Raw genomic sequence first — 24428 nt, forward strand, 5'->3', positions numbered from 1 at the left:
TCAAATAACTTCCATATAAATGGAACAGAAAGTGACCTAAATGGTAAAAAGAAATTCAGACAAAGACCTGCTAAAGGAAAAAGGTTTTCTTTCCCAAAGGCAGGATGATTACTTCTCCATGCGCTTGCACGCTGCAGGTGGCAAACTGACATCCGATTATCTCAGGGCAGCAGCTGATGCTGCCGACAGGTACGGTAAGGGCTATGTACATGTGACCTCCCGTCAGGGCATGGAGATACCGTTCGTTCATCTTAACAATACAGATGATGCCAGTGAGCAAATGATTTCAGCGGGAATTGGTCCGGGAGCCACCGGAAAAAAGATAAGAGCTGTCGTGGCATGCCAGGGAGACAGTGTTTGCAAACGTGGTCTTATTGACTGTCAGGGAATATGCGAAAAAATAGATGGGTTATACTTTGCAAAACCAGTTCCTTACAAGTTCAAGATAGCAGTAACTGGCTGCCCCGCATCCTGCCTGAAAGTTCAGGAAAACGATTTCGGTATCATGGGTTTTGAAGAACCTGTTTTTATTGAAGACAATTGTGTCATGTGCAGGCAATGCGAAAAAGCCTGTGGTATGTTGGCCATAAATATTGAGAGTAGCAGCCTTTACCTTGATATGCATAAATGTGTATCCTGTGGTTTGTGCATTGCAGCATGCCGTAAAGATGCCATGCAAACAAAGGCACAAGGGTTTGCTATCTTCGTTGGTGGTAAAGTCGGTAAAAGACCACGCATGGGCGACCAGTTGCTCAGGACGAACAAAGAGGAAGTTGTGTTTGATATCCTCGAAAAGACCATTGAATATTATCGTCAGAATGCTTTTGAAGGAGAACGGCTGGGCGATGTCATTGACCGGAATGGTATGGATCATTTTGGGGAAACAATAAAGTATCCCAGGCAAAAATAGGTTATGTAACTATACTACTAAAAAAGGTCATATTTTCGCGAATGGAGAATTCATGAAACCAGAAACTAAAGCACAACTTATCTCAGTAGGTTCCGTAAACATGGATCCTACTCTCATTCACGGTTTGACCATCCCCACAGCCGGTCCTGGAGCTGGCAATGTAGCCTTTTTTTTCAACTCTGGAGGAAACCGTGTCCGTCTCGCTGTTAAAAAAGAATCTCCATTAAATGCAGAAATGGAAAATGGGGAACTTGTGATAAGAAGGGACGGTGTTGAGATTGCAAGAGGCAATATTGAAGAGGAACTCATCCACTGCCCGGATCAGGCTTTCATTACTATGTGTGAGAAATGTATCTTTGACTGCAAGTTTTGTCCTGTCCCAAAATTAGGTGGCAAGGTTAAGACCATGGATGAGATGCTGAAGATGATTGCAGATGCCAACAGTACCGGTAGGATGAAGGCAATTTCCATCACATCAGGCGTTGAAATATCTGCAGAAAAAGAGGTTGACAGGGCTGAGGAACTTATTCGCAGGCTCAGGAACATATATAATGTTCCAATCGGTGTTTCCGTATACCCGACTGAAGGCAGCACACGCAGGCTTAAGGACGCCGGTGCTGACGAACTCAAATACAACGTTGAGACCATGGACAGGGATATCTACGCGGTTGTCTGTCCCGATCAGGACCTTGAGCACTTACTTGATGCATTAAGAGAAGGCGTTGAGATATTTGGAAAGAACAAAGTCTGTTCCAATTTCATAATCGGCCTTGGGGAAACGGATGAATCCGCAGAGAAAGGCATTGAGGAACTCGTATCCATAGGCGTTGTTCCAATTCTAAGAGCCGCTGCCAGACACCCGTTACGCGAAGGCGAGGTGACAATAGAAAGACCATCTGCAGAAAGGTTACTTCATCTCAACCGTTTCCTGAGGAGAAAACTGGATGAGCATGGTCTGCGTGCAGATACTTTTGATACGATGTGTTTGCCGTGCACAGGATGCGATATCAATCCGCATTCGGACCTTTAAGCGATTTTTCTCACGTAGCTCTTATCAGCTATTTTATAATACTCGATAGAACATTGTAATGTGATTAAAAAATTTCAACAGCACATTTCTCAATGCTGTTCAAAAAAGAAAAATGGAAAGGGTAATTAATCTTTATCAGATCAATTACTTCCTTCTCATAAACACAAATGCTAGGCCCATTATTGCAGCCATTGGCAGTATAACCGTTGGGAATTCTGGTATATCTGCAGCTGGTGATGATTCACCAGGCACTGTGATTTTAACATCCTGTGAAGCCAGAATAGCTCCGTCTGCTACAAGGTGTATCTTAAAATTGTACTCTCCAGAGGCAGTTCCAGCAGGTACTGTAATTGTCACGTCGAACTGCTTTGTTTCGCTTCCTTTGACATCAGTGTATGACTCTGGGGTCCATGATACCCAGCTCTCATAACCTGGTTCTACTTCAAGGGTAAGCGCATCGATGTTTGATACTACATCACTTACAAGAGAAAGAATAGCATTCTTTACTTCAGCTGAGTCGTCGATTTGATAAACATTTCCACCGGTAATACCTGTCCAGTGAGTCCAGTACTCCAACTTGCTTGAACTACTTTGTACTTCCAGAAGGGTAATGTCGTTGTTCTTCATTTCCTGCAGGACAGTTTGAAGGTCGAGGTCATCATTTCCTACGCCGATCTTGCTGGAGTCTGATGTTTCATCCATTACTCCATTCCTTCCTGGGTTTCCACCGGTAGTATAAATCCCGGTTTTACCAGGTACGTCTTCGTTCAGGTTGTTGTCATGAGGGATATCATCAGCGAAATTGATGAATATCTTCTTTGCTCCCGTGCGATAGCCTATTGTTGTATCAGCATAGCTTTCATAGAATACACGAGTATATCCTTCAGGTCCATCGCTTCCGTAGCCAAGTGATAGGCCGTTTATTGCACTGGATATTGCCGCCTTATTATTTGTTATTGCATTGTCCATGTTGTATGGGTAATCGCCGCGTGAAGCTACGCCGTATGTGTTAGAATAGCCAAATGAATTGTATTGATCTACATCATCCATGTATGATACCACACCGAACTGTGCATCAGGAACCTCGGAATCTACCGCAGTCATAATGTCAACAGCATTGGATTTTGCTGTACTGAGGACATCGCCCATACTTCCGGTAAGATCAAAGCTGAAAACTATATCAGCTCTTCCTATGGGGGTCGCGTCAGTTATCACTGTTTTCGTTTCCTCTACGGATTCCCCTGGATTCAGAGTGGTCTCTATAGAGACTGGCGTAAAGACTGTTGCTCAGGCTGTTGAAAATAACAGCAGGGTCGCAACAATCATTATTGTAATTATATTAATTTTTCTCATTTTTCGTACCAACATTTCTATCGTAAAGTGATAGTAATTCCAATTCCGTGAATAGTTATGGGTGTATTTATCTTTTTCGAAAAAATGTGTAGTTGCCATCTACTTAGATTTATTCATATATCCTTCCCTATGATAGATGAAATAGTTTAAAATACGAGATCAATTGACATGTTTTTATTTTCATGTTCAATGACGCTGATTCGAAGTGCTTAAATATATTTGAACTAGATATTTGATTCGGGAACTACATATTCTTACTCAAACTCATGTTTAAGGATTGATATATGCAACCATCTTCACAATATTGTTTTTAATAATACTGATTAAGAATGTTCCCATGTCTAAAACTGACACTCTTAAGAACGTTTCTTGAGCCAATTTTCTTGACAAATGACTATGCATAGATCTCGATGATATCAAATTTATCAAACAGGTATTGTAGCATACATCGGATAGTCGTTGTCAATCTTCTTTTTTCTTAATAATCCCAGGCCACACAGAAGCCGCCACGATCATGCTCAGGATGAACACAAAGACCATGCCTGCAATGATGTCCACCTGGCTGTACAGTGGCACGGTTCTGGAACCATTGACCAAAAAGGAAAGCCCTGCAAAAATGATGACAAGCAAAAGTCAAGAAACTACGCTTGCTATAAGTGCGTATTTTCCTGCATTCTTGTCTGATACTTTATCCATTTGGACGCCTCCTTATTTTATCCTGCTTCTCTTCATGAGCAGGGAATTCGTTGTGACCGAAATTGAGCTCATAGCCATGAAAGCCGCTGCAAGTTCAGGGCTGATGACTATCCTGGTGATGAATGGATAGAGTATACCTGCGGCAAGCGGTATACCAATACTGTTGTAACCGAATGCCCAGAACAGGTTTTGCTTGATCTTGTTCATGGTCAGGCGACTTAGTTTTATGGATGCCAACACATCTCGCAGGTCGTTCTTTATCAGGACTATCTGTGCGGATTCCATTGCAACATCCGTTCCAGCTCCCATTGCAATACCAATGTCCGATTGTGTTAGTGCAGGTGCATCATTGATGCCATCACCTACCATTGCGACGATTCTGCCTTCTTCCTGGAGTTTCTTAATTTCCGATGCTTTGTCTCCCGGAAGCACTTCTGACAGTACTCTGTTAATTCCAAGCTGGGCTGCTATTGCGTCCGCAGTCCTGCGGTTGTCTCCGGTAATCATCACTACTTCAATGTCCATCTTTTGTAGCTTTTCCACAGCCTCTTTTGAGTTTTCCTTGAGGGTATCTGCAACTGCGACAATTCCAATCGTTTGTCCTTCTTTTGCAACTATCATTGCAGTCTTGCCTTCAGCTTCAAGGCTTTCCATGTTCTCAGTGAGCGATGAGGTGTCAATATCATTGTCTTCCATGAGCTTGCGGGTTCCAAGTAGCACCATGTTGCCATCGATAGTGGCTTCAACACCATGTCCTGCGATAGAGCTGAACTGCTCCACAGTCCTTATATCCAGTTTCTTTTCCTCGGCAGCCCGAACAATGGCTTCTCCAAGGGGATGCTCGGAGCCTTTCTCTGCACTTGCTGCAAGTGTAAGAATCTCATCTTTATCATGGCCAGCAGTCAGCACAATATCGGTAAGTTCAGGCTTGCCTTTAGTGAGGGTTCCTGTTTTATCGAATACGATTGTGTCGATTTTCAGTGTTCTTTCAAGGGCTTCACCACTCTTTATCAGGATGCCGTTCTCAGCTCCCTTTCCGGTACCTACCATAATGGCGGCAGGCGTTGCAAGTCCCACGGCACATGGGCAGGATATCACAAGCACGGTGATGGAAATAAGCAAAGAGAATAGGAACGGACTTGCTATTCCTGAGTGTACTGCAACATCAAATCTCTCATACCCTATGAAATACCAGAAGAAGAACGCTGCCAGTGCAATAACGTGAACTACGAGAATGAAATGCCCGGCTACAACATCGGCTATACGCTGTATGGGTGCCTTAGAGTTCTGGGCATTTTCCACGAGTTCGATTATCCTTGCAAGGGCGGTGTCAGCACCAACGTTGGTGGCCTTGAATTTCAGTGCACCTGATTTATTGAGCGTGGAGCCGATAACCATGTCATCAACGTTCTTTTCCACAGGGATACTCTCGCCTGTGATCATTGACTCGTCCATGGCAGACGAACCCTCTACAATAACCCCATCAACAGGTGCTTTTTCTCCGGGTCTAACAAAGACGATGTCATCTACCTGTACATCTTCCACAGGTATTTCTTTCTCTTCACCGGCAACGATAATTCGTGCTGTCTTCGCCTGCAAGCCGATGAGTTTCTTAATGGATTCGGATGTTCTCCCTTTAGCCCTTGCTTCCAGATATCTTCCAAAAACGATGAAAGTGATAAGCATCACTGCTGTGTCATAATACACATGCTCGTAGCCAGGACCAAGATTAAGGTAACTTGCTGCAATGCTGATTACATAAGCCGCCCCGGTACCGGTGGCTATCAGCAGGTTCATGTCGGTGACACCATGTTTCAGTCCACGGTACGTGCCAACGAAAAACTGCCTTCCTGGGAACACCATAACAATGGTTGCCAGCACGAACAGCAGATTCCTGTCAGAGAGTAGGGCTGGCACAAAACCAAAAGGACCCGGAAACATCATTTTCATATTCCCAAGCATTATTGGAATTAAAATTGCAACGGAAATAAGCAGGTTGTTCCTCTGCTGTCTGATTTCATGTTTCCTTTCCTTTCTTTCCCTGTCTTCTGATTCCTTTCTATCGGCCGGAAGGGAAGCTGAATATCCTATACCATCCACGGCTTTCTTTATTTCATCTATCGAGACAAGGGATGAATTATATTCTACCTGTGCTCTTCCTGTGGTAATATTCACACTTGCAGAACTAACGCCTTGCAGTCTCTTGAGGACTTTTTCAACGTTCTGGGAACAGGCCGCACATTTCATTCCGCCTACTTCAAGCACGATCCTGTCTTTAACAACATGATAACCTATATCCTCAATTGCATTTTCCATCTCCTCCGGGGAGATGAGTGCAGGATCATAACTGATAGATGCTCTTTCCATTGGCAAATTCACAGAAGCAGATATCACAGCATCCCGTTTATTCAGGGCCTTTTCGATGTTCTGTGCGCATGCAGAGCATTGCATACCTGAGACCTTGAAGGCAATTTCCTTAACAGTTCCTGGCTCCGCTTTGCTTTCTTCCGGCTCTTCATCATCAATTATTATTGGACACGCTGCCTCTTCTTCATCGGGAACCTGACAGGCATCTTCACCAACTTCATAGCCTGCGTCAGTAACGGCTTTTTTAATATCCTCAAGGGCAATGGTCTCTGTATCGAAATCAACAGATGCCATCTCGTTTTCAAGGCTGACCTCAACAGAATTCACACCTTCGAGATTTGATATTGCATCATTCACACGCTTGTGGCAATGCATGCATGTCATGCCGTATACTTTGATATCTGCTTTCATATTGCTGGAAAAAGTAATAAAATTAGTTTATTTTTGATACTTCAGACTACAATAGTATAACCTGCGTCTGCTACTGCTGCCTTAATGGCATCAAGGTTTGCAACAGAATCATCAAAGGTAACTGTTGCCTTTTTTGTTGTAAGGTCGACTTTTACTTCACTGACCCCGGCAATTGCACCAATGGACTTTTCCACGTTTGCCTGGCAGTGTCCGCACATCATACCTTCGATCTTAATTGTTTCTGTAACCATTGTTTTCTCTCTCCTGGTTAGTAGTCATTTGATGTATCAGTTATATAGGTTTCACGCTTGTGAAGTATTGTTAGAAATTCAATATGTTCTGACGCATTGTTCTATCATTTCTTTCCATTTCCCAGGTTCATTAACATCAAAATAATGTTTTACTACAACACCGGAATCTTCCAACACAAGCAACTGGTCTTTTTTGAGGAAACCACTTTTTAGTTCAACGCCAACGATTTTCTTGTTGGAAATCTCCTTCTGTCTCTCCCCGGAAATCTCGGAAACAATTAGACGTTTGTTTGTGAGTATTATTAGTTGTGTTCCATTTCTTGATGAGAGCTTCAGGTGTTCGCCCCTCAGGTATTCCGGGCGAAGGGTTTCGAATATATTTGCTAGCTCAGGAAGTTTTCTGGAGGTAATAGGATACATTTTGAGTTTTTTATTTCCTGTTATTATTACGGATCTGTTTGGTTCGTTATGCAATCCTAAAATGTCCTTTATTTCGATGCGTTCTTCAATGTTTGAACTTTTTGAAAAGAAGCTGGAACTTTCCTTTTTGAGGAACACATTCTTATTTGTCAGGATGATGGTGAACTTTTCATTTCCCATCGTTACTACTTCATTTGCAAGAACTTTCTCTCCTCTTTTCAGAATAGCTCCATTGCCTATTTTCTCTGGCAGTTTATCAGTATTTTTCCCAGAATTGTTCGCAATTTCTGAGTACTGGTTAGGTAAATAGTGGTTGAGCATTTCCACAAGCAGATTTCCATCTATGAGTTTGAGGTTATGCTCTGCTGCTTCTTCCATTGCTTCTTTAGTGAACGAAGAGGTTGCAGCAATTATCACGCCATCAACATGGTCACGATATCTGAGACTGCTATATTCTCTTACTTCCTTTACACCTACGGATTCTGAATATCTCTTCGCCTGGACCAGCCATTTGTGCGTGAGTCCGAAGTTCTCTATCATAATAACAATGTCAATTCCTCTGTCTCTGGAGTATTGGGTAAGTTCTGTCTTGTATCCTATACTCGAAAAAAGTCTTGAGAGAAGTACTTCAAACTCCTGCGGGTCGATTCTAAGTATATTCTCAAGTGTCCATTTTGCCATTTTTATCCCTGTTAGTCTATTGTTTTGATGTTTATTCCTTTTTCCCAGATTTTCCCGGAGGGCATGGTATTGCGTAGTAATTGCACAACCATACAAACAATTAAATGTGTTAATAACAGATACTAAAGAGAAATCCAACGTCTATATCAAATCATGTTCACAGTTAAATATCTGTAAACAATAATACTTATCAAAAAGGTGTATTTCATGGATGAATTAGAATCTATCAGGCAAAAAAGGATGCAGGACTTACAAAGATCTCTGGAGAAAAACCAGTATCCTTCAGGTCCGGTGACAATTGCAGATGCAACATTTGATGAATTCGTATCAAAGTATCCTTTGGTACTGGTGGATTGCTGGGCGCCGTGGTGCGGTCCTTGCCGTACGATATCTCCTGTTCTCGATGAATTGGCAACCGAAATGCAGGGAAAATTAGTCATTGGCAAGTTGAACGTAGATGAGGACAAAATGACAGCTGTAAAATTTGGAATAACTAGTATTCCTGCTATGCTTATCTTCAAAGAAGGAAAATATGTTGATAAGTTAATTGGTGCTGTACCTAAACAGAATATCACCCAGAAACTTCAACCCTATATGTGAGGGAAACAAATGGCATATAAACCCAGAATTGCAGAAAGTCCTTCAGTTCGCTTACTTGATCTTAAAAACAAATCCAAATCATATTTTATTGTGGCATCGGTAGAAGTGGGTAATACCACTACAAAATGTATTCTCACCGCAACCAATCTGGAAGACGGCAAGACAAGGCTTGTTAAAAAAACAGTTAGTATGACAAGGGATGTACGCCCTCCAAAACCAGGAGAAGAGGTATTTGGAATGACACTGAACGGTGTCGAGCTGACAAGGGAATCGGTTGGTGAATTGGTTAAAAATACTCTCCTTGGAGCTGTGAAGGACGCAAATCTTGACATTAAGACAGACGTTCATTTCGTTGTCAGATCTACAGGTGTTGTTGCAGGTTTTGATTCTCCTGATGAAGTAGGTGAGTTCATCAAGGCACTGGCAGACGGATGTCTAATGGCAGGAGTACCGCCAAACCGAATGACTCCACCAATGTCTATTTCTAATATCCCTGACAGGTTCCAGAAATACTCCAAACTTGAAAAAGTGATATTTGATGGTGCAGTGGCAAGTGTGACTCCTCCTACCGGTGCAACAGGTGTTGAGATAGTTGCTAACGAAATGGAAGGAGAACTTGCAACTGCGGGAATTAAGGAAGGTGCAAAATGGGTGGACGTGGATTTCCGCAATCCATGTATTTCCATGGATTTTGGTACCACTCTTGACGGCAGGATAATCAGCCCTGATCTTCCTTATGCGAAGACCATCGGAAACTTCTGTGGTTACGCCGGTGCTATTCCTGATGCGATTATCAAAGGAACTGGTGAGGTTGATTCCAAAAAAGGTACTGCACTTGATATTTCCGGTGACAAGTCACTTGATGGGATCAGTCTGAAACTGAAAGGCAAAGCTATTCATGAATATGCAGAGAAAATATTGAACTATATCATTATTGAGAAAGTTCCCAAAGGCCGTAATCGATACGGCAGTGTTCCTGTGAATTCAGAGGCTGCAGATGCGATAAACGTAGTACTAATTGGCTGTGATATTGGTGACAATGGCTCAGATATGGATAAACTGGCAGTACTTGGAGCTGAGATCTATGAAAAGCATAATATGAAGTTTCTGTTCGCTGTCATCGATGAGGTCATGGGGCGTGTAGTGCAGCGTCTTGTCAAGGTGGCACAGGATGAGGGTCTTGTTTTTGAGGACACTGCAATAGGTGTCACTGGAAGGGCAGGTATAACCGGCAACAAGCCAAAACTCATACTGAAGTACCTTCATGAACTTGGCATCAACCACAAGATCGACGAGCATGTTGTATTCGTGGATGACGGTCTTGCACGTGGTGCCGCTGTTATGGCAAGGTGCATGAATTCCCTGGGTACTACCTTTAATCCGTTGGGTGGTCACCGAGGCGGAAAATGCATACTTGCTCAGCGTATTAAATTGCAGAACAAATAATAATAGGAATTGGCAGGATAATCCTGCCAGTTAATATTTTCATTAAAGCGTAACCCAAAAAAGCTATATTATCATGTTCTTCTTTTTTGCTGCCTTTTCATCTCTTTCTGAAACTCGATTTCATGTTTTTTCACGGATCTGTCATGCCTGTTAGCTTTCATATTTTTCAAAATAGCACCTCATAATTTTCCATTTATGATGTGTTTAACTACCAGCTAAGCGTAAATGCCTACAAACTGTATTACACTGTTGATTCTTCAGTAATTCTACTCCTTTCTTGTATTTATCAAAATTAAATTTACAGAAGAGGAATTTATATTTTTTGTTTTTTTCCTGAAAGGAAGCAACAAGAATATCAATTATTTCCTTATGGTGCAATATATCTATAATATTAAGTTTTGGAATCTTATTTTATTATCATTTTTTTGGAATGCCAAGTCTGACGCACAGTTGCTTCAGGCTCATGGTATTGATAACATCTTCCTGTTCTATCCATCCCCTTCTTGCAACATCTATCCCAAATGATATATTGTCAAAATGGTCAATTGCATGTGTGTCTGTGTTGATGGCAATCTTAACACCATATTCCTTTGCTTTTCTTGCATTGGTGTCATTCAGGTCAAGTCTCCATGGCGAAGAATTGATTTCCAAGGCTTTGTCGTTGTCTTTTGCCACGGTTAGTATTTTATCCATATCCACGTCATATGCAGGTCGTTTGCCGAATTTTCTGCCGGTGGGATGAGCAAGTATATCCACATGTTCATTCTCAAGGGCTGCAAATATCCTCCTGGTCATCTTGTTCATGTCCTGTTCAAGTCCAGCATGTACCGCCACAATTACAATGTCCAGTTTCTCAAGGATGTCATTACTGTAATCCAGCTTTCCGTCTGCTTTAATATCGCATTCTGTACCTGAAAGTATCCTTATGTCGTCGAATTTCTCATTGAGAACCTCTATCTCTTCGATATGCTCAAGCAACCTTTTTTCAGATAATCCGTTGGCAATACCTGTGGAATGTGAGTGGTCTGTGATTGCAATGTACTCATATCCGCGCTGAATGGCCGCCTGTGCAAGTTCTTCTATTGTGTTTACACCGTCACTCCAATTGGAATGGACATGAAGATCGCCTTTAATATCTTCTTTCTCAATCAGGTGAGGAAGCTTTCCTGTGAGGCTTGCTTCTATCTCTCCCCGGTTCTCTCTGAGTTCGGGGGTCAGGTATTCCAGTCCCAGAAATTCATACAGGTCTTTTTCCTTGCTGCATGGTGTGAGTTTGCCACTGCTTTCATTTGTAATGCCATACTCGTTCAGGCTGTAACCTTTTGAGAGTGCAATTTTTCGAAGGTGAATATTATGTTCTTTTGAACCCGTGAAATGCTGCAACATTGAACCAAATGAAATCTTTTCAACAACTCTCAGGTCCACACGCAGGTTTCCAGGATACATGACAGCACTTTTAGAAGTTCCTGATTCCAGTACCTCTTCAACCTTACTCAGATTTACAAAGGTTCGAAGTGTCTTTTCCGGATCATCTGAAACTGCTATAAGGTCAATATCTCCCACAGTATCCTTCTTTCTTCGCAAGCTGCCTGCTATGACTACCTTTTCGATATATGGGCTGGAGGACAACTCCTCAGTTATCTCTTTTGCGATGTATGTGGCAAGAGCTATTTGGTGTCTTCCCTGATCCTTGTCCTGTTGAAGTCGGATAATCGACCTGAGGATCTTATCTTCCTGTTTCTCACCCATTCTTGGAAGTCTCCGTATCCTGTGCTCCCTGGCAGCCTTGCTTAGTTCATCAATAGATGTGATACCAAGTTTTTCGTAGAATTGCCTTGCCATTTTCGGACCGATGCCGGGAATATTCATTATATCCATGATGCCATGTGGTACTTCTTTCACTGTCTTCTCATAGGCGTTGAATGAACCGGTTTCCAGCATTTCTACTATTTTGCCTTTAAGTGCTTCACCGACTCCTGGTAAGGTGTCGATTTTTCCATTCTTGTATAATAACACCAGTTCTTCATCAAGTCCTTTTATCGTCTTTGCGGCAGTTGTATATGCTCTGGTCTTGAACGGATTCTCTCCCTTGAATTCCAGAAGTTTTGCTATCTGGTTGAACCTTTCAGCTATCTGGATATTGTCCATATTTCCCCATTTATAAGCTCAGTCTTCTTTTTTCTTCTGAATCGCATCTTCGACGGCTTTTTTATGAATCTCCCCGGATTCATGGATGCCGCCCATATTTCCCCTGATGGCCCTGCATGGATATTGTTGTATGAGCAGTCCGGCTCTGGCAGGTGCTTCTTCTACCTTCATTCCTACAAGTTCCTTTGCCATGTGCCACGTGCTTCCACATGGTGCCCCACATAATACTTCTACGGATTCTATTATACCTTTATCGACATCAATATCAAGGACAGGGCTTGATAGGTGCGAACAAAGTTCTTTTGTTTCCGGCTTTTCCTGAAGGGTGCAGCATATATCCTCAACTTCAATGAGCATGTCATACTGTTTTGCTATATCTTCAAGTTCCACAACAGGTGCTTTTGATGCTCCTCCAGGTACTATCAGGGCTTTTACACCGGCTTTTCCTGCCATATGGGCTATTGCCGCGGTAAGGTCCGGATGAAGTGAATAGGTGATAACAATGTCCGAATCGAACACGGAGTTGTCTATATTGAGTCCTTCCAGGAATTCATTTGGCTCATCGATGAAGTCAGGCAGCATCTGCGGCACGGAAGTCTGAACTACTTCCATTTCAGTTTTTGAGCTAATGGTATCTATCAGGCGGTTCCCATACTTTCCCCTGGTAATTACTCCAATTGTTGTCATTTAGTATCCTTTTCAGGGTTCTTTTCCTTTGCATATAGTTTTGCCGGATGCATATACGTTATATTTATACAACCGATTACTATATTTATCATTGTGAGTCATATTTATTTGAGGAATAATTATGGACAACTATGACCCTAATAAAGTATACTTCAGATGCAATACATGTGAATTCGTTTTTATGGAAAATCCTGATATGTTTCCGGTGAAATGCCCACAGTGCGTCAGTGAAGACGTCTTAAGGACATAAAAGGGAATCAGAGTTTTTGTGGAACAAATACTCTAAATAGTATTCCTTTGCTTTCATTGTTGATGCTCATGAAAGGTAAACTCATCACTCTGGAAGGTATAGATGGTTCTGGTAAATCGACGATAACAAGTCTGTTGAATTCAAATTCCAGATTCTCAGAGTTTGTTTTCACAAGAGAACCCACAACTGGTTGGATAGGTGAGGCTGTGAACCGTGCCATCCATTCTGATACGGATAACCTTGCAGAGCTTTTGCTTTTCACCGCAGACCATGCAGAGCATATCTCTAAGCTCCTGCTCCCTGCTCTGGAAGGTGGAAAGAATGTGATTTCAGATCGTTATTCAGGAAGCCGTTATGCTTACCAGGGTATGACATTAAAAAGCCGGTTCGCTGATCCTGTGAAATGGATCCAGGACATTCACAGGGGCTGGACTGTGGACCCCGATCTGACAATCCTCTTTGACATAGAACCGGACATTGCTGTGGAGCGATGCGGCAATCGCGGGGACAAAACCAAATTTGAGAAGATAAGTTTCCTTGAAGGTGTGAGAGAGAACTACCTGCGGCTTGCCAGGGAAAACCCAGAAAGATTTGTGATAATTGATACTGACCGTAGTATCGGCGAGATTGAATCTGAAGTTCTGGATGCAATTTTTTCATTTTTACGATAAGGATTGTATCACATTGATTTTTATGTCATGCTAATATTTCATTTATCAATTTTATACAATTGGTAAAATGAATCATCATGTTTAATATATTGATATATAGCTAGAGGTCATACTTTACTTATGTAGTATTTATGTTCACAATTATTCTGCAAAAATCAGGTCTGGTTAGACAATGCTTGATTCGATAATTGTTCGGAACGCACCAATTGGAATATGTGCTTTTGACAGAAATGATGACTTCATTCTTTTTAATAATGCAATGGAATCTATTCTGGGTGTGTCTGCAGAGGATGTGATTGGAAAGAACCTCTTTCGTGATATTCCTAATCACACGCTCGATGGCAATCCAGGTTTAAGGCAATTGTATATTAATACTAAGAGTTCCCTTAAGGAATCCTTCAAGCAGCGGATGCATGTAATCACTCCCTTGGGTAAACATATTTTTCTTTCCGTACGTATGGTGCCTTTTTTCAGTGAAAGTGGGGATTATGAAGGCATTGTTATCTATTTGGAAGAAGTGAGTGAGAATTACTACAAGGAAAAGGTTCTCATCGATGAGATATATAATGTCAGGAACCTTGAATCGATCTATAAATGTATACCTATCATTACTTTTAGCTGGTCATGCCAAGAGGGGTGGCCTGTCAAATATGTGTCCGATAACATTTCTCAGCTTGGATATAGTAAAGAGGATTTTGAGTCGGGTGGCATGAGGTACATTGATATTGTTCATCCTGATGATATTGAAAAACTGGCATCAGATGTGGCTGCATTTGAGAGTACCGATCAGGTATACCTTTCTGAAGATTATCGCCTGGTAAGTAAAGCAGGTGATGTCATTTGGGTAAATGAAATATCCCTGCTCAGTGAGAATGGCGGTGACCATCCTTTCCGCTATAATGGTATAATTATTGATATCACTGAGAGAAAAATGAAGGAAAAGGAACTTAAGCAAAGTAAGGCACGTATTGAGAGTATATTCAGGGCAGTACCTACCGGAATAGGCGTTGTGTCTGACAGGGCATTTGTAGAGGTTAATGATAATTTATGTGAAATGCTTGGTTATTCAAGGGGAGAATTCGTTGGCCAAAATTCCAGAATGATATATCCTGATGATGAAACATATGAACATGTGGGTCTGGAGAAATATTCCCTGATAAATGAGAGGGGGACAGGAATAGTAGAGACTAGGATGGCTCGCAAAGATGGTGTGATAATCGATGTTATTCTGAGTTCATGTCCTATTTACCCTGAATCATTTTCAAAAGGTGTTACTTTTGCAGTACTTGACATAACTAATATGAAAAATGCAGAAAGAGAACTGCAAAAACACACTAAAGAGCTTGAACAACTAAATCATTTGAAAGATCTTTTTTCTGACATCATACGTCATGACCTGCTTAGTCCTGCCAGTACTATAAGTGGTTATACGGAAACTCTTGAGGAACTTGAAGTAGATGAGAAAAAGCTTCGCTTCTTACGTATGATCTCAGAAAGTAACAAAAAACTGATAAACCTGCTTGAAAGTGCTTGCAGATATGAGAAACTCAATTCCATCGAAGAAATAGACTATCATAAATATAGATATTGCCGGCGTTTTCAAAAATATAATATTCGACTTTTCTCGACAGATCAAAAACAAAGGAATCATTTTAAAATTATCTTCCGATAATCCCTGTTATTCCAGTGTGAATCCTCTTGTAAGTGAAGTTTTTATGAATCTGTTATCCAATGCTATAAAATACGGACCTGAAAACAATGTCATCAGCATTGATTTCATTGATGAAGGTAAATTCTGGAAAGTCACGGTCACTGACCGTGGGGATGGAATTCCAGATTCATATAAGCCTTTTTTATTCGACCGTTTCAAACGTGCTGATAAAAAAGGTGTTAGGGGCACAGGCCTTGGACTTGCCATTGTCAAACGTATCATGGAGCTACATGATGGCTACTATGGCGTAGAGGACAATCTGGAAGGAAAAGGCAGTGTTTTCTGGGTAACCTTCAAAAAAGTAAGTTAGTGACCCCACAGGTCACTCAAGTCCGTTCTCATCAGCGAATTTGATAAGAGCTTCTCCAAGTGTGCGAGTGTATTTAGGATTCAGGTTAAAACGTGCTTTCTTCTGTCCGCTTCTTTCCTTTGCGATCTCTATGTATTCGTTTTCGAATCTTTCACTTGATGCGAGGGTAATGGTCAGGAACCAGCCGGCTCCCATCTTAATTTCTCCATAGTTCTCGCCTATTTCTACATTGTCTTCCTTGTCTGCCATGATTACACCGATAAATGATAATTTTGTTATATAATGTTACTTCTGAATTTCATGAAGGGGGATGGAACCGTTGTGTAGTGCGGTTGCAACAAGTGCGCCCTTTATTCCTATCTCTTCCAATGCCTTAATGTCTTCCACGTTGCGGACACCGCCGCCAAGAAGTACATTATGTTCAGAGATAGAGACAATCTTACTTAAAAATTGTGAATCCACGCCACTTGATGTTCCAACTCTGTCAAGGTCCAGGATTATTATGTTATCCAGATCATAGTCATTCAGTAGTTCTACTATTCTGAACGGGTCATCAGGCATAGATGGGTCGCTTGTGAGTATCTTACCATTCTTTTTGTCAATGCTGACATTAACTCTTCCAGGATATAGTGAAATAACCGTCTTTATTGTATCAAGGGATGCGGTCTCGGTTCCCAGTATAATGGATTGTACTATTTCCATAACATCCTCTGTTTCAGAAACGGATGTGATTCCAGGATCCAGCATTACCTTTGTATTCTCAGATATGGCTTTTATGATATCAAAGTTCTTTTCCCTCTTGCCAATCTTCTCAAGCAGGTTGAGGTCTGCTATGTATACTTCTGCTGGTTTTACGGCATCGACTATCTTAACGGCATTGGATGTGTTGCATATGCAGCTGGAGAAATGTATGGGTTTATATTCACTACGATTCCCGCCCTGCGCATGGACTACGGTCCGGTTGAATATATCAAGAACGAAAATGATACGAAACATATATAATTGATACACCTGTCATGCTATAAAAAAAGAGGTTATAATATGAAATTACTAATAAGTCCTATCAATCCTGAAGAGGCAATCGCATCACACGAAGGCGGTGCTGACATTGTTGACGTAAAGAATCCAAAAGAAGGTTCACTTGGCGCAAATTTCCCATGGATCATAAGTTCGGTAAAGGAAGCGATCAAGTCTGAAAAGCCAATCAGCGCAACAATCGGCGACTTTAATTTCAAACCGGGCACAGCATCTCTTGCAGCACTTGGTGCCGCAGTTGCAGGTGCAGATTACATCAAAGTCGGTCTTTATGATGTGCAAACCGAGGGTCAAGCTCTCGAAATGCTTACCAACATCACAAAAGCTGTAAAGGACTTTGACCCTGAGAAAAAGGTAGTTGCATCAGGTTATTCTGACTATGAGCGTATCAATTCCATCAATCCACAACTGCTTCCTGCCGTCGGCGCAAAAGCAGGTGTTGATGTGGTAATGGTAGATACAGGTATCAAGGACGGTCGCTCCACATTCGAATTCATGGATGAGGAAGCACTCACTGTTTTCACAGCTGCTATTCGTGAAGTAGGTCTGCTCTCAGCTATTGCCGGTTCACTCATTTTCGACGATATCCCGGTGCTCAAGCGCATTCAGCCTGACATAATAGGTGTTCGTGGCATGGTATGTGGCGGAGACCGTGATGACTGTATCAGGGCTGAGCTTGTTGAGAAATTGAAGAATGAGATGTAACTTCGGTTACATCTTCTATTTTTGACAGCTTTTTACGATTCAGCCTTGCTATTGTTCTTGGACAAGTGGTTGATGGGTTGTAATTGCATGGACTGCAATTTATGGCTGAAGCATAACAGGGGCGTTTTACAAATGTCCAGCAAATCTTTCCGAGTAACTATTCAGCCTGGCACGATTTGCCTATTGGTACTGATTTCATCGAAATAGAGATGTCTGCTCACTAACAATCTAACAATCAAAAAAGCAATCAATAGCAACAATCAAAATAAATGATCCTAATGAAATTTACGTTTCAACTTTTTGTCAAGATTGTTATTGATAGCGTTTTTATCAGGCTGAATAGTTACAAATCAGTATCAATAGGCTAATTGTGGTAGGCTGAATAGTTACTATTTTTTAACACATAGAATGAAGCCATAGTATATTGTTTTTTGCATCATTAAAACAGTCAGGCTGAATAGTTACAATTATTATACGTGGGGCAAACTTTCGATGGAAATGTTAACCTTACAAAAAGAAATACTTGATAAATATGCATCATGGTATGGAAATAGTAAACCATTAATAGAAAAATATAATCCCGGCTGGCGTAACACTTTCAAGGTACACAATAAAATAATCAATCGCCACATAAATTTATCTGACCAAACAGTCGAGGTCAATCATGAAAAAATGTACCAAGTATTCATGGAGTCTTTTAGATATCAAAAGAGTATGGTTGATCCCATAGCAAACATAATTGAAAGCCAATACATTTTTTTTATAAACAAACACAAAATAAACCAAGCATTTAGAATAGCTTCTAATGTAGCTAAAAAGCAATGGCAATACATTCTTGCTTTATTAGCTTTTATTGTTTTACTCGCAGGTGCTATTAATGGTTGGCCTGTAATAACTGAATTTATTAACACAACTTTAACTTAGACCCCCTACTCCTCATATTCCTATTCTTAAAAATTAAATCTTCTTCCTTTATTATGGGCTATAAATCGGGATATAACCTGCCTTTAAAAATGTTCATTTCCTTTGACCTGATACATTTTCAGAAAATCCCGGATTATTGAACTCCTGCAAATTTCAAATCATCCCCACCCAACACCCCAAACCCCAGAAGCGTTAAATCATAGTTCTACTGAATATATTATTAATGACGACCATCGATACCGTATTTAAGACTGGACTTGTGGTGATAGGTTTTGACTGAAGAAATAATCGTCAGCGTTGGTCAGGCATATCCTCGTGATGCAGGAAGAGGAATTGCCAGGCTTGATAAGCCCCTCATGCAGCAGATAGGCGCCATCAGTGGCGATATCATTGAGATCAAGAGCAAGGAAAAATGCTATGCAATAGTCTGGCCCGGTTATCTTGAGGATGCAGGCAAGGAACTTGTGAGGATAGACGGTAACCTCAGGAACAATGCAAAAGTAGGTATTGATGATAAGGTTACTCTGAAAAAGGTTCAGGTGGTGGAGGCTGAGGCTGTGACTCTGGCTCCAACACGGGAAACGCATCTTGTGGGAGGTGCACGTTTCATTCTTCGGATATTGGAAGGTCGTCCTGTTGTAAAGGGACAGAATATCCGTGTTGAGACGGTGAACAATCCTATTTCTTTTGTGGTACTTTCCAGCAAGCCATCGGGGCCTGTGGTTGTGACAAGGAGTACCCAGATACAACTCAGGGAGAAGGCCGCAATTGCAGAGAGCACAACCGGTCAGGTGACATATGAGGACATCGGAGGTCTCCAGAGGGAACTGGGACTTGTGCGTGAGATGATAGAGCTTCCACTCAAGCATCCGGAATTGTTCAACAAACTGGGTATCGACCCCCCCAAAGGTGTCTTGTTGTTCGGGCCGCCGGGTACTGGCAAGACCCTGATCGCAAGGGCAGTCGCAAGTGAGACTGACGCCAATTTCATTTCTGTAAGCGGACCTGAGGTAGTTTCCAAATACTACGGTGAAAGTGAGCAAAAGCTGCGTGAGATATTCGAAGAGGCGCAACGTAATGCTCCAACCATTATTTTCATAGATGAAGTTGATTCCATAGCTCCCAAACGTGATGAGGTCGTGGGGGAAATGGAACGCAGGATAGTTGCACAGCTACTGTCCCTGATGGATGGTCTTGCTTCAAGAGGCAAAGTCATAGTTATCGCTGCAACTAACCGCCCCAATTCAATTGATGAAGCACTGCGCCGTGGCGGCAGGTTCGACAGGGAAATAGAAGTAGGAATCCCTGATTCAAGTGGACGTTTGCAGGTCCTTTATGTACACACAAGAGGCATGCCTCTGGAAAAAGGACTGGAGCTAAAGGAAATAGCTGCGGTGACCCACGGATTTGTGGGTGCTGACCTGTCAACCCTGTGTAAGGAAGCTGCAATGCATGCCCTGAGGCGTCTTCTTCCTGAACTGAAAATAGATGATGTTGAGGATGAGATCCCGCCGGAGTTTATGGAAAAGCTGGAAGTGTCCAAAAAAGATTTCGATGAGGCACTGAAGAATATAGAACCCTCTGCCATGAGGGAGGTTTTCGTAGAAGTACCCCACGTGAGCTGGGAAGACATCGGTGGTCTGGAGGGAGCCAAGCAGGAGTTGATAGAGGCTGTAGAATGGCCCCTGAAGTATCCTGATCTGTTCGATACGGTGAGCACAAAGCCACCGCGTGGTATCATGTTATTTGGTCCTCCTGGTACAGGTAAGACAATGCTTGCAAAGGCAGTGGCAACCGAGAGCGAGGCAAATTTTATCAGTATCAAAGGTCCTGAACTCTTCAGCCGCTATGTTGGAGAGTCTGAGCGTGCGGTTCGTGAGACTTTCCGTAAAGCAAAACAAGCTGCTCCAACTATTATTTTCTTTGATGAGATCGATTCCATGGCTTCTGAGCGTGGTTCCAGTGTTGATGCACATGCAACCGAGCGTGTGGTAAGCCAGATACTCACCGAAATAGATGGAGTGGAGGAATTGAAGGACGTTGTAATAGTCGCTGCCACCAACCGCCCGGATATTGTTGATCCTGCTCTGCTGCGTCCGGGTAGGTTTGACCGCCTTATCTATGTTCGTCCTCCTGACAAACAGAGTCGTGAAAAGATATTCAATATCCATCTTACAGATAAACCCCTTGAGAATGATGTGAATATCCGTGAGCTTGCCGACATCACCGAGGGTTATGTCGGTGCTGATATCGAGTCAATCTCCCGTGAAGCTTCAATGCTGGCCCTTCGTGAGGTAATAACTCCGGGTCTTAGTCAGGAAGAAGCTATGAAAAAAGCTGCCGGTCTGAAAATCACAGCCGAGCACTTCCTCAAAGCCAAAAAAAGAGTAAAACCTACAACTTCCCGCAGCGCCATGAGTTTCTATGAGCAGGCGGCTGAATCATTTGCAAGATATGCGGCCAATGAGGATGAGAAAAGTACAGGTGAAGACGAAAGGGCGTATCAGTGAATATGTGATGCTCTACTTATCCATCATTTAATTGGATAAGCAGCATCAACAAAATGGATTCAACCTGATTTTAATTCAAAAAAGAAAACAAGAAAAAGTAAAGGGACTATTATAGCCCCTTTCCCTTAACTTAATTATCCTTGTTCTTTTGTTTACTATTGCTATCTAAAAACTATTTTTATTCAGAAAGTGGCATTTGTTTGAAAAGCAGGGCTCTAAAATATGTTTTTGCAATTATCAATATAGGCTCAAAATGACAATAATCCCAATGAATGGCATACATAATATTCAGAAACGAGTGCACTCTTAATTGAAAATGGAGTCACTATTAAAATATGAGGTAAGTACAGGAAACTACATCCATCTATTTTGGACTACCAAAAATACTTTAAGCCAACTCTACCCATCTATATATGCAGGGCAGGTAATCGAATCTGCCTCTACAGGAAGATAATCACATGCTAAGGCAGCGTTTTGTTCTGGATACAACTGCATTGACCGACCTGCAGACAAGAGAAAAGCTTGGTGAAGATGGTTTATGCGGGGGAATGAGGGAGGTATTAGAGCTTATAGCTAGCTCCAGGTTAAACCTTGGTATAAGTTGTTATGTGCCTTTTCCATCAGTTTACAAAGAGCTGCATGACTTTGCTCAGAACAACGGTTGTGATGATGATGTTATCGCGAAGATTGATACATGGCTTGTGAAAAAGGCTCCTGATAGGTATAATGTGCAGATTCCGTCTAAGGTATTCCATGAATATGTATCACACATGCGTGAACGTATCAACAAGGGCATGGTCATTGCTGAGGAAACTATCTGGGATGCATCTACTGAGTGCCTGCTCACCGATACTAAAGCAGAGACGAAAAAGGATATTAGTTTTGATATCGAAAAGAGAGTTATTGGCGGGCATATTGGGAAATTCAGGAACAAGTACCGTTCTGCTCTTCGTTATGGTATTCTTGACAGTGCTCCTGACATAGACGTTCTTATACTTGCAAAAGAGCTTGATGCTGCTGTTGTTGCCAGTGATTTCGGGATACAGAAATGGGCTGAAGAACTTGGTGTCAGGTTTGTGCCTGCAAGTACGTTCCCCATGATATTGCAGGAATATCTGAAGCATGTAGAATCATCTGGAATAATTCCTTCTGAAAATGAGTAGTTATTAATTCAATGCCATTCTAATTAAAATTACATATACTAACTGCCGATAGTGGTCAGTAATCTTTGGGAGGGGTTAAACTGAGAAATATAACCGTAGAGAAATTCAGGGCAGCAAGTGCTCCGGAACAAAACCTCGAAATTGTTGAAAGAAAGGGACTGGGTCATCCTGACAGCATCTGCGATGCTATTATGGATCAGATATCTGTAAATCTATGTAATGAATACCTTGAGAAGTTCGATACGATCTTACATCATAATACGGATAAATGCCTGCTTGTCGCCGGGGAAACTGCTGGAATCTTTGGTGGGGGTATTGTAGTTGAACCCATGCGTCTTGTTATTGGTGACCGTGCAACTTTCAAGGTAGAAGACACAGAGATCGATGTTGCCAATATAGCGGTGGATACTGCAAAAAGGTGGTTCGATGAGAAGCTACGTTTTGTGCAGCCGGACTTTGTGGAATATCAGGTAGAACTCAAGCCAGGTTCTGCAGAACTCACAGACATCTTCAGGAGACAAAAAGGTATACTTGGTTCCAATGATACATCGGCTGCAGTAGGGTATGCTCCCCTTTCTTTCACTGAACAGGCAGTACTGGATATGGAAAAGCACCTGAACTCTGCCCAGTTCAAAGAAGAATATCCGGAATCAGGTGAAGATGTCAAGGTCATGGGCATAAGGCGGGATACAAAATTAGACATAACAGTTGCAATGCCACTGATCGACTCTTTTGTTGATTCCGAGCAACATTATTTCAATATGAAGAATGACCTTTTTGGAGCTATGAACGGATATCTGGTGTCTTACATGGAAGAGAAAGGTGTGCAGATGAACACATCTGTCTCGTTCAATAATCTTGATATTCCGGGTCGTGGCATGGAAGGGATCTATACAAGCGTTACAGGTACATCAGCCGAAGATGCCGACTGCGGACAGGTTGGAAGAGGTAACCGGGTAAATGGTATAATTCCCCTAAACCGTCCGGTTAGCAGTGAAGCAGCAGCAGGAAAGAATCCGGTGAGTCATGTGGGTAAGATATACAATGTTCTTTCCCATCATATTGCAGGAAGAATTGTGGAAAAAGTGCCTGATGTGAAAGAGGCATATGTATGGCTTCTGAGTGACATCGGTGTTCCTATTGATACTCCCAAGGTGGCGGCAGCCCAGGTCATTATGGAAAAGGGATCAGTGGATTCAGTGGCAAAAGAAATAGAAGGTGTAATTGATTTCGAACTCGAACATATCCAGGATTTTTGTATGCAGCTTGCCAGGGGTATGATAACCGTTTATTGATATCAGACACCGGCTATGAAAGATATGAGTGCGAAGGCCATTGCCATCTTAAACATTTTTGATGACTTTGCCGGATCATTCTTCCCGAGTATCTGATAAACAGCAACGATAAAGAGCATGTCAGCTAAAGCAACTATGAACAGGTAGCGTATACCCATGAGTGATTGCAGATAAGGCAATGGGCTTGCTAGTACTGCAACAAAACCTATCAGTGATGCCAGATATGCTGCCTTTTTTGCTCCGATGATTATCGGCAGTGTGCGTGCTCCGTCTTTACTGTCACCTTCAATATCTTCTATATCTTTTACTAGTTCGCGGGCTATGGTTGCCAGGGTTGCCAGCAGGAAAAGTACAAATATCCCGTTGATTCCTCCGTTTTCAAAGAACACAGCACCGCCAAAGAGGAATGTAGAACCGGTAAGATATCCAACAGCAATATTTCCTAAGAGAGGCGTGCGTTTCAGGCTACTTGCATAATATATGAGTAAAAGAGAGTTGACAAGGGCAATAAAACCACATATCAGGTTTATAGATGCTGCTATAAGAGTGCCAATTGCAAAGAGTGCCAGTGAGAAATATAAGGCGGTCTTAAGACCTATCTTTCCGGAAGATATTGGTCTTTCAGGTTTATTTATCCTGTCAATCTCAACATCAAAATAGTCATTGATGGCATTGCCTGCGCCAGTTACCAGAAAGACTACAAGGAATACCTTTGTTGCATCAAATATCGGAAACTGGGTGGAAAGCGGATTATTAGCTGCAACGATGTTGTAGGCTATAAACACTCCAATTATTGCGGCAATGGCTGCCATAAGGCAATTGCCCGAACGCATCAGTTTTAGGTACGCTTGCAT

General features: G+C 42.0%; 22 protein-coding genes. 12 read left to right on the forward strand and 10 right to left on the reverse strand.

From position 1 onward, the window contains the following. Positions 1-40 precede the first annotated feature (40 nt). Both WN948_RS10250 and WN948_RS10255 read left to right on the forward strand, forming a co-directional pair. A complete protein-coding gene (locus WN948_RS10250; RefSeq protein ID WP_342304105.1) occupies positions 41-910 on the forward strand; it encodes a 4Fe-4S binding protein in 870 nt (289 codons plus the stop codon). 52 nt (positions 911-962) lie between these two features. After that, entirely contained in the window at positions 963-1940 is a 978-nt protein-coding gene (locus WN948_RS10255; protein ID WP_342304106.1) for a radical SAM protein, read from the forward strand. Between the two features lie 144 nt (positions 1941-2084). Here the strand turns inward: WN948_RS10255 and WN948_RS10260 are convergent, their stop codons facing one another. From WN948_RS10260 to WN948_RS10280, 5 genes are all read right to left on the reverse strand, one after another. Continuing rightward, positions 2085-3155, reverse strand: a complete 1071-nt coding sequence (locus WN948_RS10260; RefSeq protein WP_342304107.1) for a PEF-CTERM sorting domain-containing protein — start codon at positions 3153-3155, stop codon at positions 2085-2087. A gap of 600 nt (positions 3156-3755) precedes the next feature. Next, entirely contained in the window at positions 3756-3923 is a 168-nt protein-coding gene (locus tag WN948_RS10265) for a hypothetical protein (RefSeq protein WP_342304108.1), read from the reverse strand. A gap of 78 nt (positions 3924-4001) precedes the next feature. Then, positions 4002-6767, reverse strand: a complete 2766-nt coding sequence (locus WN948_RS10270; RefSeq protein ID WP_342304109.1) for a heavy metal translocating P-type ATPase — start codon at positions 6765-6767, stop codon at positions 4002-4004. A 41-nt stretch (positions 6768-6808) separates the two neighbouring features. Then, complete coding sequence (locus tag WN948_RS10275; RefSeq protein ID WP_342304110.1) at positions 6809-7018, reverse strand: copper ion binding protein; 210 nt, start codon at positions 7016-7018, stop codon at positions 6809-6811. A gap of 78 nt (positions 7019-7096) precedes the next feature. Further along, positions 7097-8119, reverse strand: a complete 1023-nt coding sequence (locus WN948_RS10280) for a restriction endonuclease (RefSeq protein WP_342304111.1) — start codon at positions 8117-8119, stop codon at positions 7097-7099. A 207-nt stretch (positions 8120-8326) separates the two neighbouring features. Here WN948_RS10280 and trxA point away from each other — a divergent pair, with 207 nt between their 5' ends. Both trxA and WN948_RS10290 read left to right on the forward strand, forming a co-directional pair. Beyond that, positions 8327-8719 (forward strand): thioredoxin, encoded by a 393-nt coding sequence (gene trxA, locus WN948_RS10285; protein ID WP_342304112.1) that lies wholly within the window; start codon positions 8327-8329, stop codon positions 8717-8719. 9 nt (positions 8720-8728) lie between these two features. Then, on the forward strand, positions 8729-10165 hold the full coding sequence (locus tag WN948_RS10290; RefSeq protein ID WP_342304113.1) for a methanogenesis marker 14 protein: 1437 nt from the start codon (positions 8729-8731) through the stop codon (positions 10163-10165). Between the two features lie 417 nt (positions 10166-10582). On the opposite strand, the gene polX is transcribed toward WN948_RS10290, so the two are convergent. Together polX and WN948_RS10300 are read right to left on the reverse strand one after the other, a co-directional pair. After that, a complete protein-coding gene (gene polX / locus WN948_RS10295; protein ID WP_342304114.1) occupies positions 10583-12313 on the reverse strand; it encodes a DNA polymerase/3'-5' exonuclease PolX in 1731 nt (576 codons plus the stop codon). 18 nt (positions 12314-12331) lie between these two features. Further along, positions 12332-13000, reverse strand: a complete 669-nt coding sequence (locus WN948_RS10300) for a DUF166 domain-containing protein (protein ID WP_342304115.1) — start codon at positions 12998-13000, stop codon at positions 12332-12334. 318 nt (positions 13001-13318) lie between these two features. On the opposite strand from WN948_RS10300, the gene tmk reads away from it, so the two are divergent. The 3 genes from tmk (at position 13319) to WN948_RS10315 (ending at position 15942) form a co-directional block, all read left to right on the forward strand. Then, on the forward strand, positions 13319-13921 hold the full coding sequence (tmk, locus tag WN948_RS10305) for a dTMP kinase (RefSeq protein WP_342304116.1): 603 nt from the start codon (positions 13319-13321) through the stop codon (positions 13919-13921). A 172-nt stretch (positions 13922-14093) separates the two neighbouring features. Further along, on the forward strand, positions 14094-15593 hold the full coding sequence (locus tag WN948_RS10310; protein ID WP_342304117.1) for a PAS domain S-box protein: 1500 nt from the start codon (positions 14094-14096) through the stop codon (positions 15591-15593). A gap of 16 nt (positions 15594-15609) precedes the next feature. Beyond that, entirely contained in the window at positions 15610-15942 is a 333-nt protein-coding gene (locus tag WN948_RS10315) for a sensor histidine kinase (protein WP_342304118.1), read from the forward strand. Between the two features lie 12 nt (positions 15943-15954). Here the strand turns inward: WN948_RS10315 and WN948_RS10320 are convergent, their stop codons facing one another. Continuing rightward, entirely contained in the window at positions 15955-16191 is a 237-nt protein-coding gene (locus WN948_RS10320; RefSeq protein WP_342304119.1) for a hypothetical protein, read from the reverse strand. Between the two features lie 36 nt (positions 16192-16227). Then, on the reverse strand, positions 16228-16938 hold the full coding sequence (locus tag WN948_RS10325; protein ID WP_342304120.1) for a HisA/HisF-related TIM barrel protein: 711 nt from the start codon (positions 16936-16938) through the stop codon (positions 16228-16230). Between the two features lie 45 nt (positions 16939-16983). On the opposite strand from WN948_RS10325, the gene WN948_RS10330 reads away from it, so the two are divergent. From WN948_RS10330 to WN948_RS10350, 5 genes are all read left to right on the forward strand, one after another. Beyond that, a complete protein-coding gene (locus WN948_RS10330; RefSeq protein ID WP_342304121.1) occupies positions 16984-17682 on the forward strand; it encodes a (5-formylfuran-3-yl)methyl phosphate synthase in 699 nt (232 codons plus the stop codon). 492 nt (positions 17683-18174) lie between these two features. Further along, complete coding sequence (locus WN948_RS10335; RefSeq protein ID WP_342304122.1) at positions 18175-18606, forward strand: hypothetical protein; 432 nt, start codon at positions 18175-18177, stop codon at positions 18604-18606. 272 nt (positions 18607-18878) lie between these two features. Then, the gene (locus WN948_RS10340; RefSeq protein ID WP_342304123.1) at positions 18879-21116 is read left to right on the forward strand and encodes a CDC48 family AAA ATPase; all 2238 of its coding nucleotides are present in this window, start codon (positions 18879-18881) and stop codon (positions 21114-21116) included. A 458-nt stretch (positions 21117-21574) separates the two neighbouring features. Next, positions 21575-22279, forward strand: a complete 705-nt coding sequence (locus WN948_RS10345; protein WP_342304124.1) for an RNA ligase partner protein — start codon at positions 21575-21577, stop codon at positions 22277-22279. 65 nt (positions 22280-22344) lie between these two features. Beyond that, positions 22345-23574 (forward strand): methionine adenosyltransferase, encoded by a 1230-nt coding sequence (locus WN948_RS10350; protein ID WP_342304125.1) that lies wholly within the window; start codon positions 22345-22347, stop codon positions 23572-23574. A gap of 2 nt (positions 23575-23576) precedes the next feature. Here WN948_RS10350 and WN948_RS10355 read toward each other — a convergent pair whose 3' ends face one another. Beyond that, on the reverse strand, positions 23577-24428 hold the full coding sequence (locus WN948_RS10355) for a geranylgeranylglycerol-phosphate geranylgeranyltransferase (protein WP_342304126.1): 852 nt from the start codon (positions 24426-24428) through the stop codon (positions 23577-23579).

The organism is Methanolobus sp. ZRKC5 (assembly GCF_038446525.1).
Lineage (GTDB): Archaea > Halobacteriota > Methanosarcinia > Methanosarcinales > Methanosarcinaceae > Methanolobus.

Bases quoted from the DNA above. Each gene is read 5' to 3' on its own strand.
- WN948_RS10250 (WP_342304105.1), top strand. From the start codon at position 41: ATGGTAAAAAGAAATTCAGACAAAGACCTGCTAAAGGAAAAAGGTTTT.
- WN948_RS10355 (WP_342304126.1), bottom strand. From the start codon at position 24,428: ATGCAAGCGTACCTAAAACTGATGCGTTCGGGCAATTGCCTTATGGCA.
- WN948_RS10335 (WP_342304122.1), top strand. From the start codon at position 18,175: ATGGAAATGTTAACCTTACAAAAAGAAATACTTGATAAATATGCATCA.
- trxA (WP_342304112.1), top strand. From the start codon at position 8,327: ATGGATGAATTAGAATCTATCAGGCAAAAAAGGATGCAGGACTTACAA.
- WN948_RS10345 (WP_342304124.1), top strand. From the start codon at position 21,575: ATGCTAAGGCAGCGTTTTGTTCTGGATACAACTGCATTGACCGACCTG.
- tmk (WP_342304116.1), top strand. From the start codon at position 13,319: ATGAAAGGTAAACTCATCACTCTGGAAGGTATAGATGGTTCTGGTAAA.
- WN948_RS10300 (WP_342304115.1), bottom strand. From the start codon at position 13,000: ATGACAACAATTGGAGTAATTACCAGGGGAAAGTATGGGAACCGCCTG.
- WN948_RS10290 (WP_342304113.1), top strand. From the start codon at position 8,729: ATGGCATATAAACCCAGAATTGCAGAAAGTCCTTCAGTTCGCTTACTT.
- WN948_RS10280 (WP_342304111.1), bottom strand. From the start codon at position 8,119: ATGGCAAAATGGACACTTGAGAATATACTTAGAATCGACCCGCAGGAG.
- WN948_RS10255 (WP_342304106.1), top strand. From the start codon at position 963: ATGAAACCAGAAACTAAAGCACAACTTATCTCAGTAGGTTCCGTAAAC.
- WN948_RS10310 (WP_342304117.1), top strand. From the start codon at position 14,094: ATGCTTGATTCGATAATTGTTCGGAACGCACCAATTGGAATATGTGCT.
- WN948_RS10320 (WP_342304119.1), bottom strand. From the start codon at position 16,191: ATGGCAGACAAGGAAGACAATGTAGAAATAGGCGAGAACTATGGAGAA.
- WN948_RS10270 (WP_342304109.1), bottom strand. From the start codon at position 6,767: ATGAAAGCAGATATCAAAGTATACGGCATGACATGCATGCATTGCCAC.
- WN948_RS10275 (WP_342304110.1), bottom strand. From the start codon at position 7,018: ATGGTTACAGAAACAATTAAGATCGAAGGTATGATGTGCGGACACTGC.
- polX (WP_342304114.1), bottom strand. From the start codon at position 12,313: ATGGACAATATCCAGATAGCTGAAAGGTTCAACCAGATAGCAAAACTT.
- WN948_RS10330 (WP_342304121.1), top strand. From the start codon at position 16,984: ATGAAATTACTAATAAGTCCTATCAATCCTGAAGAGGCAATCGCATCA.
- WN948_RS10325 (WP_342304120.1), bottom strand. From the start codon at position 16,938: ATGTTTCGTATCATTTTCGTTCTTGATATATTCAACCGGACCGTAGTC.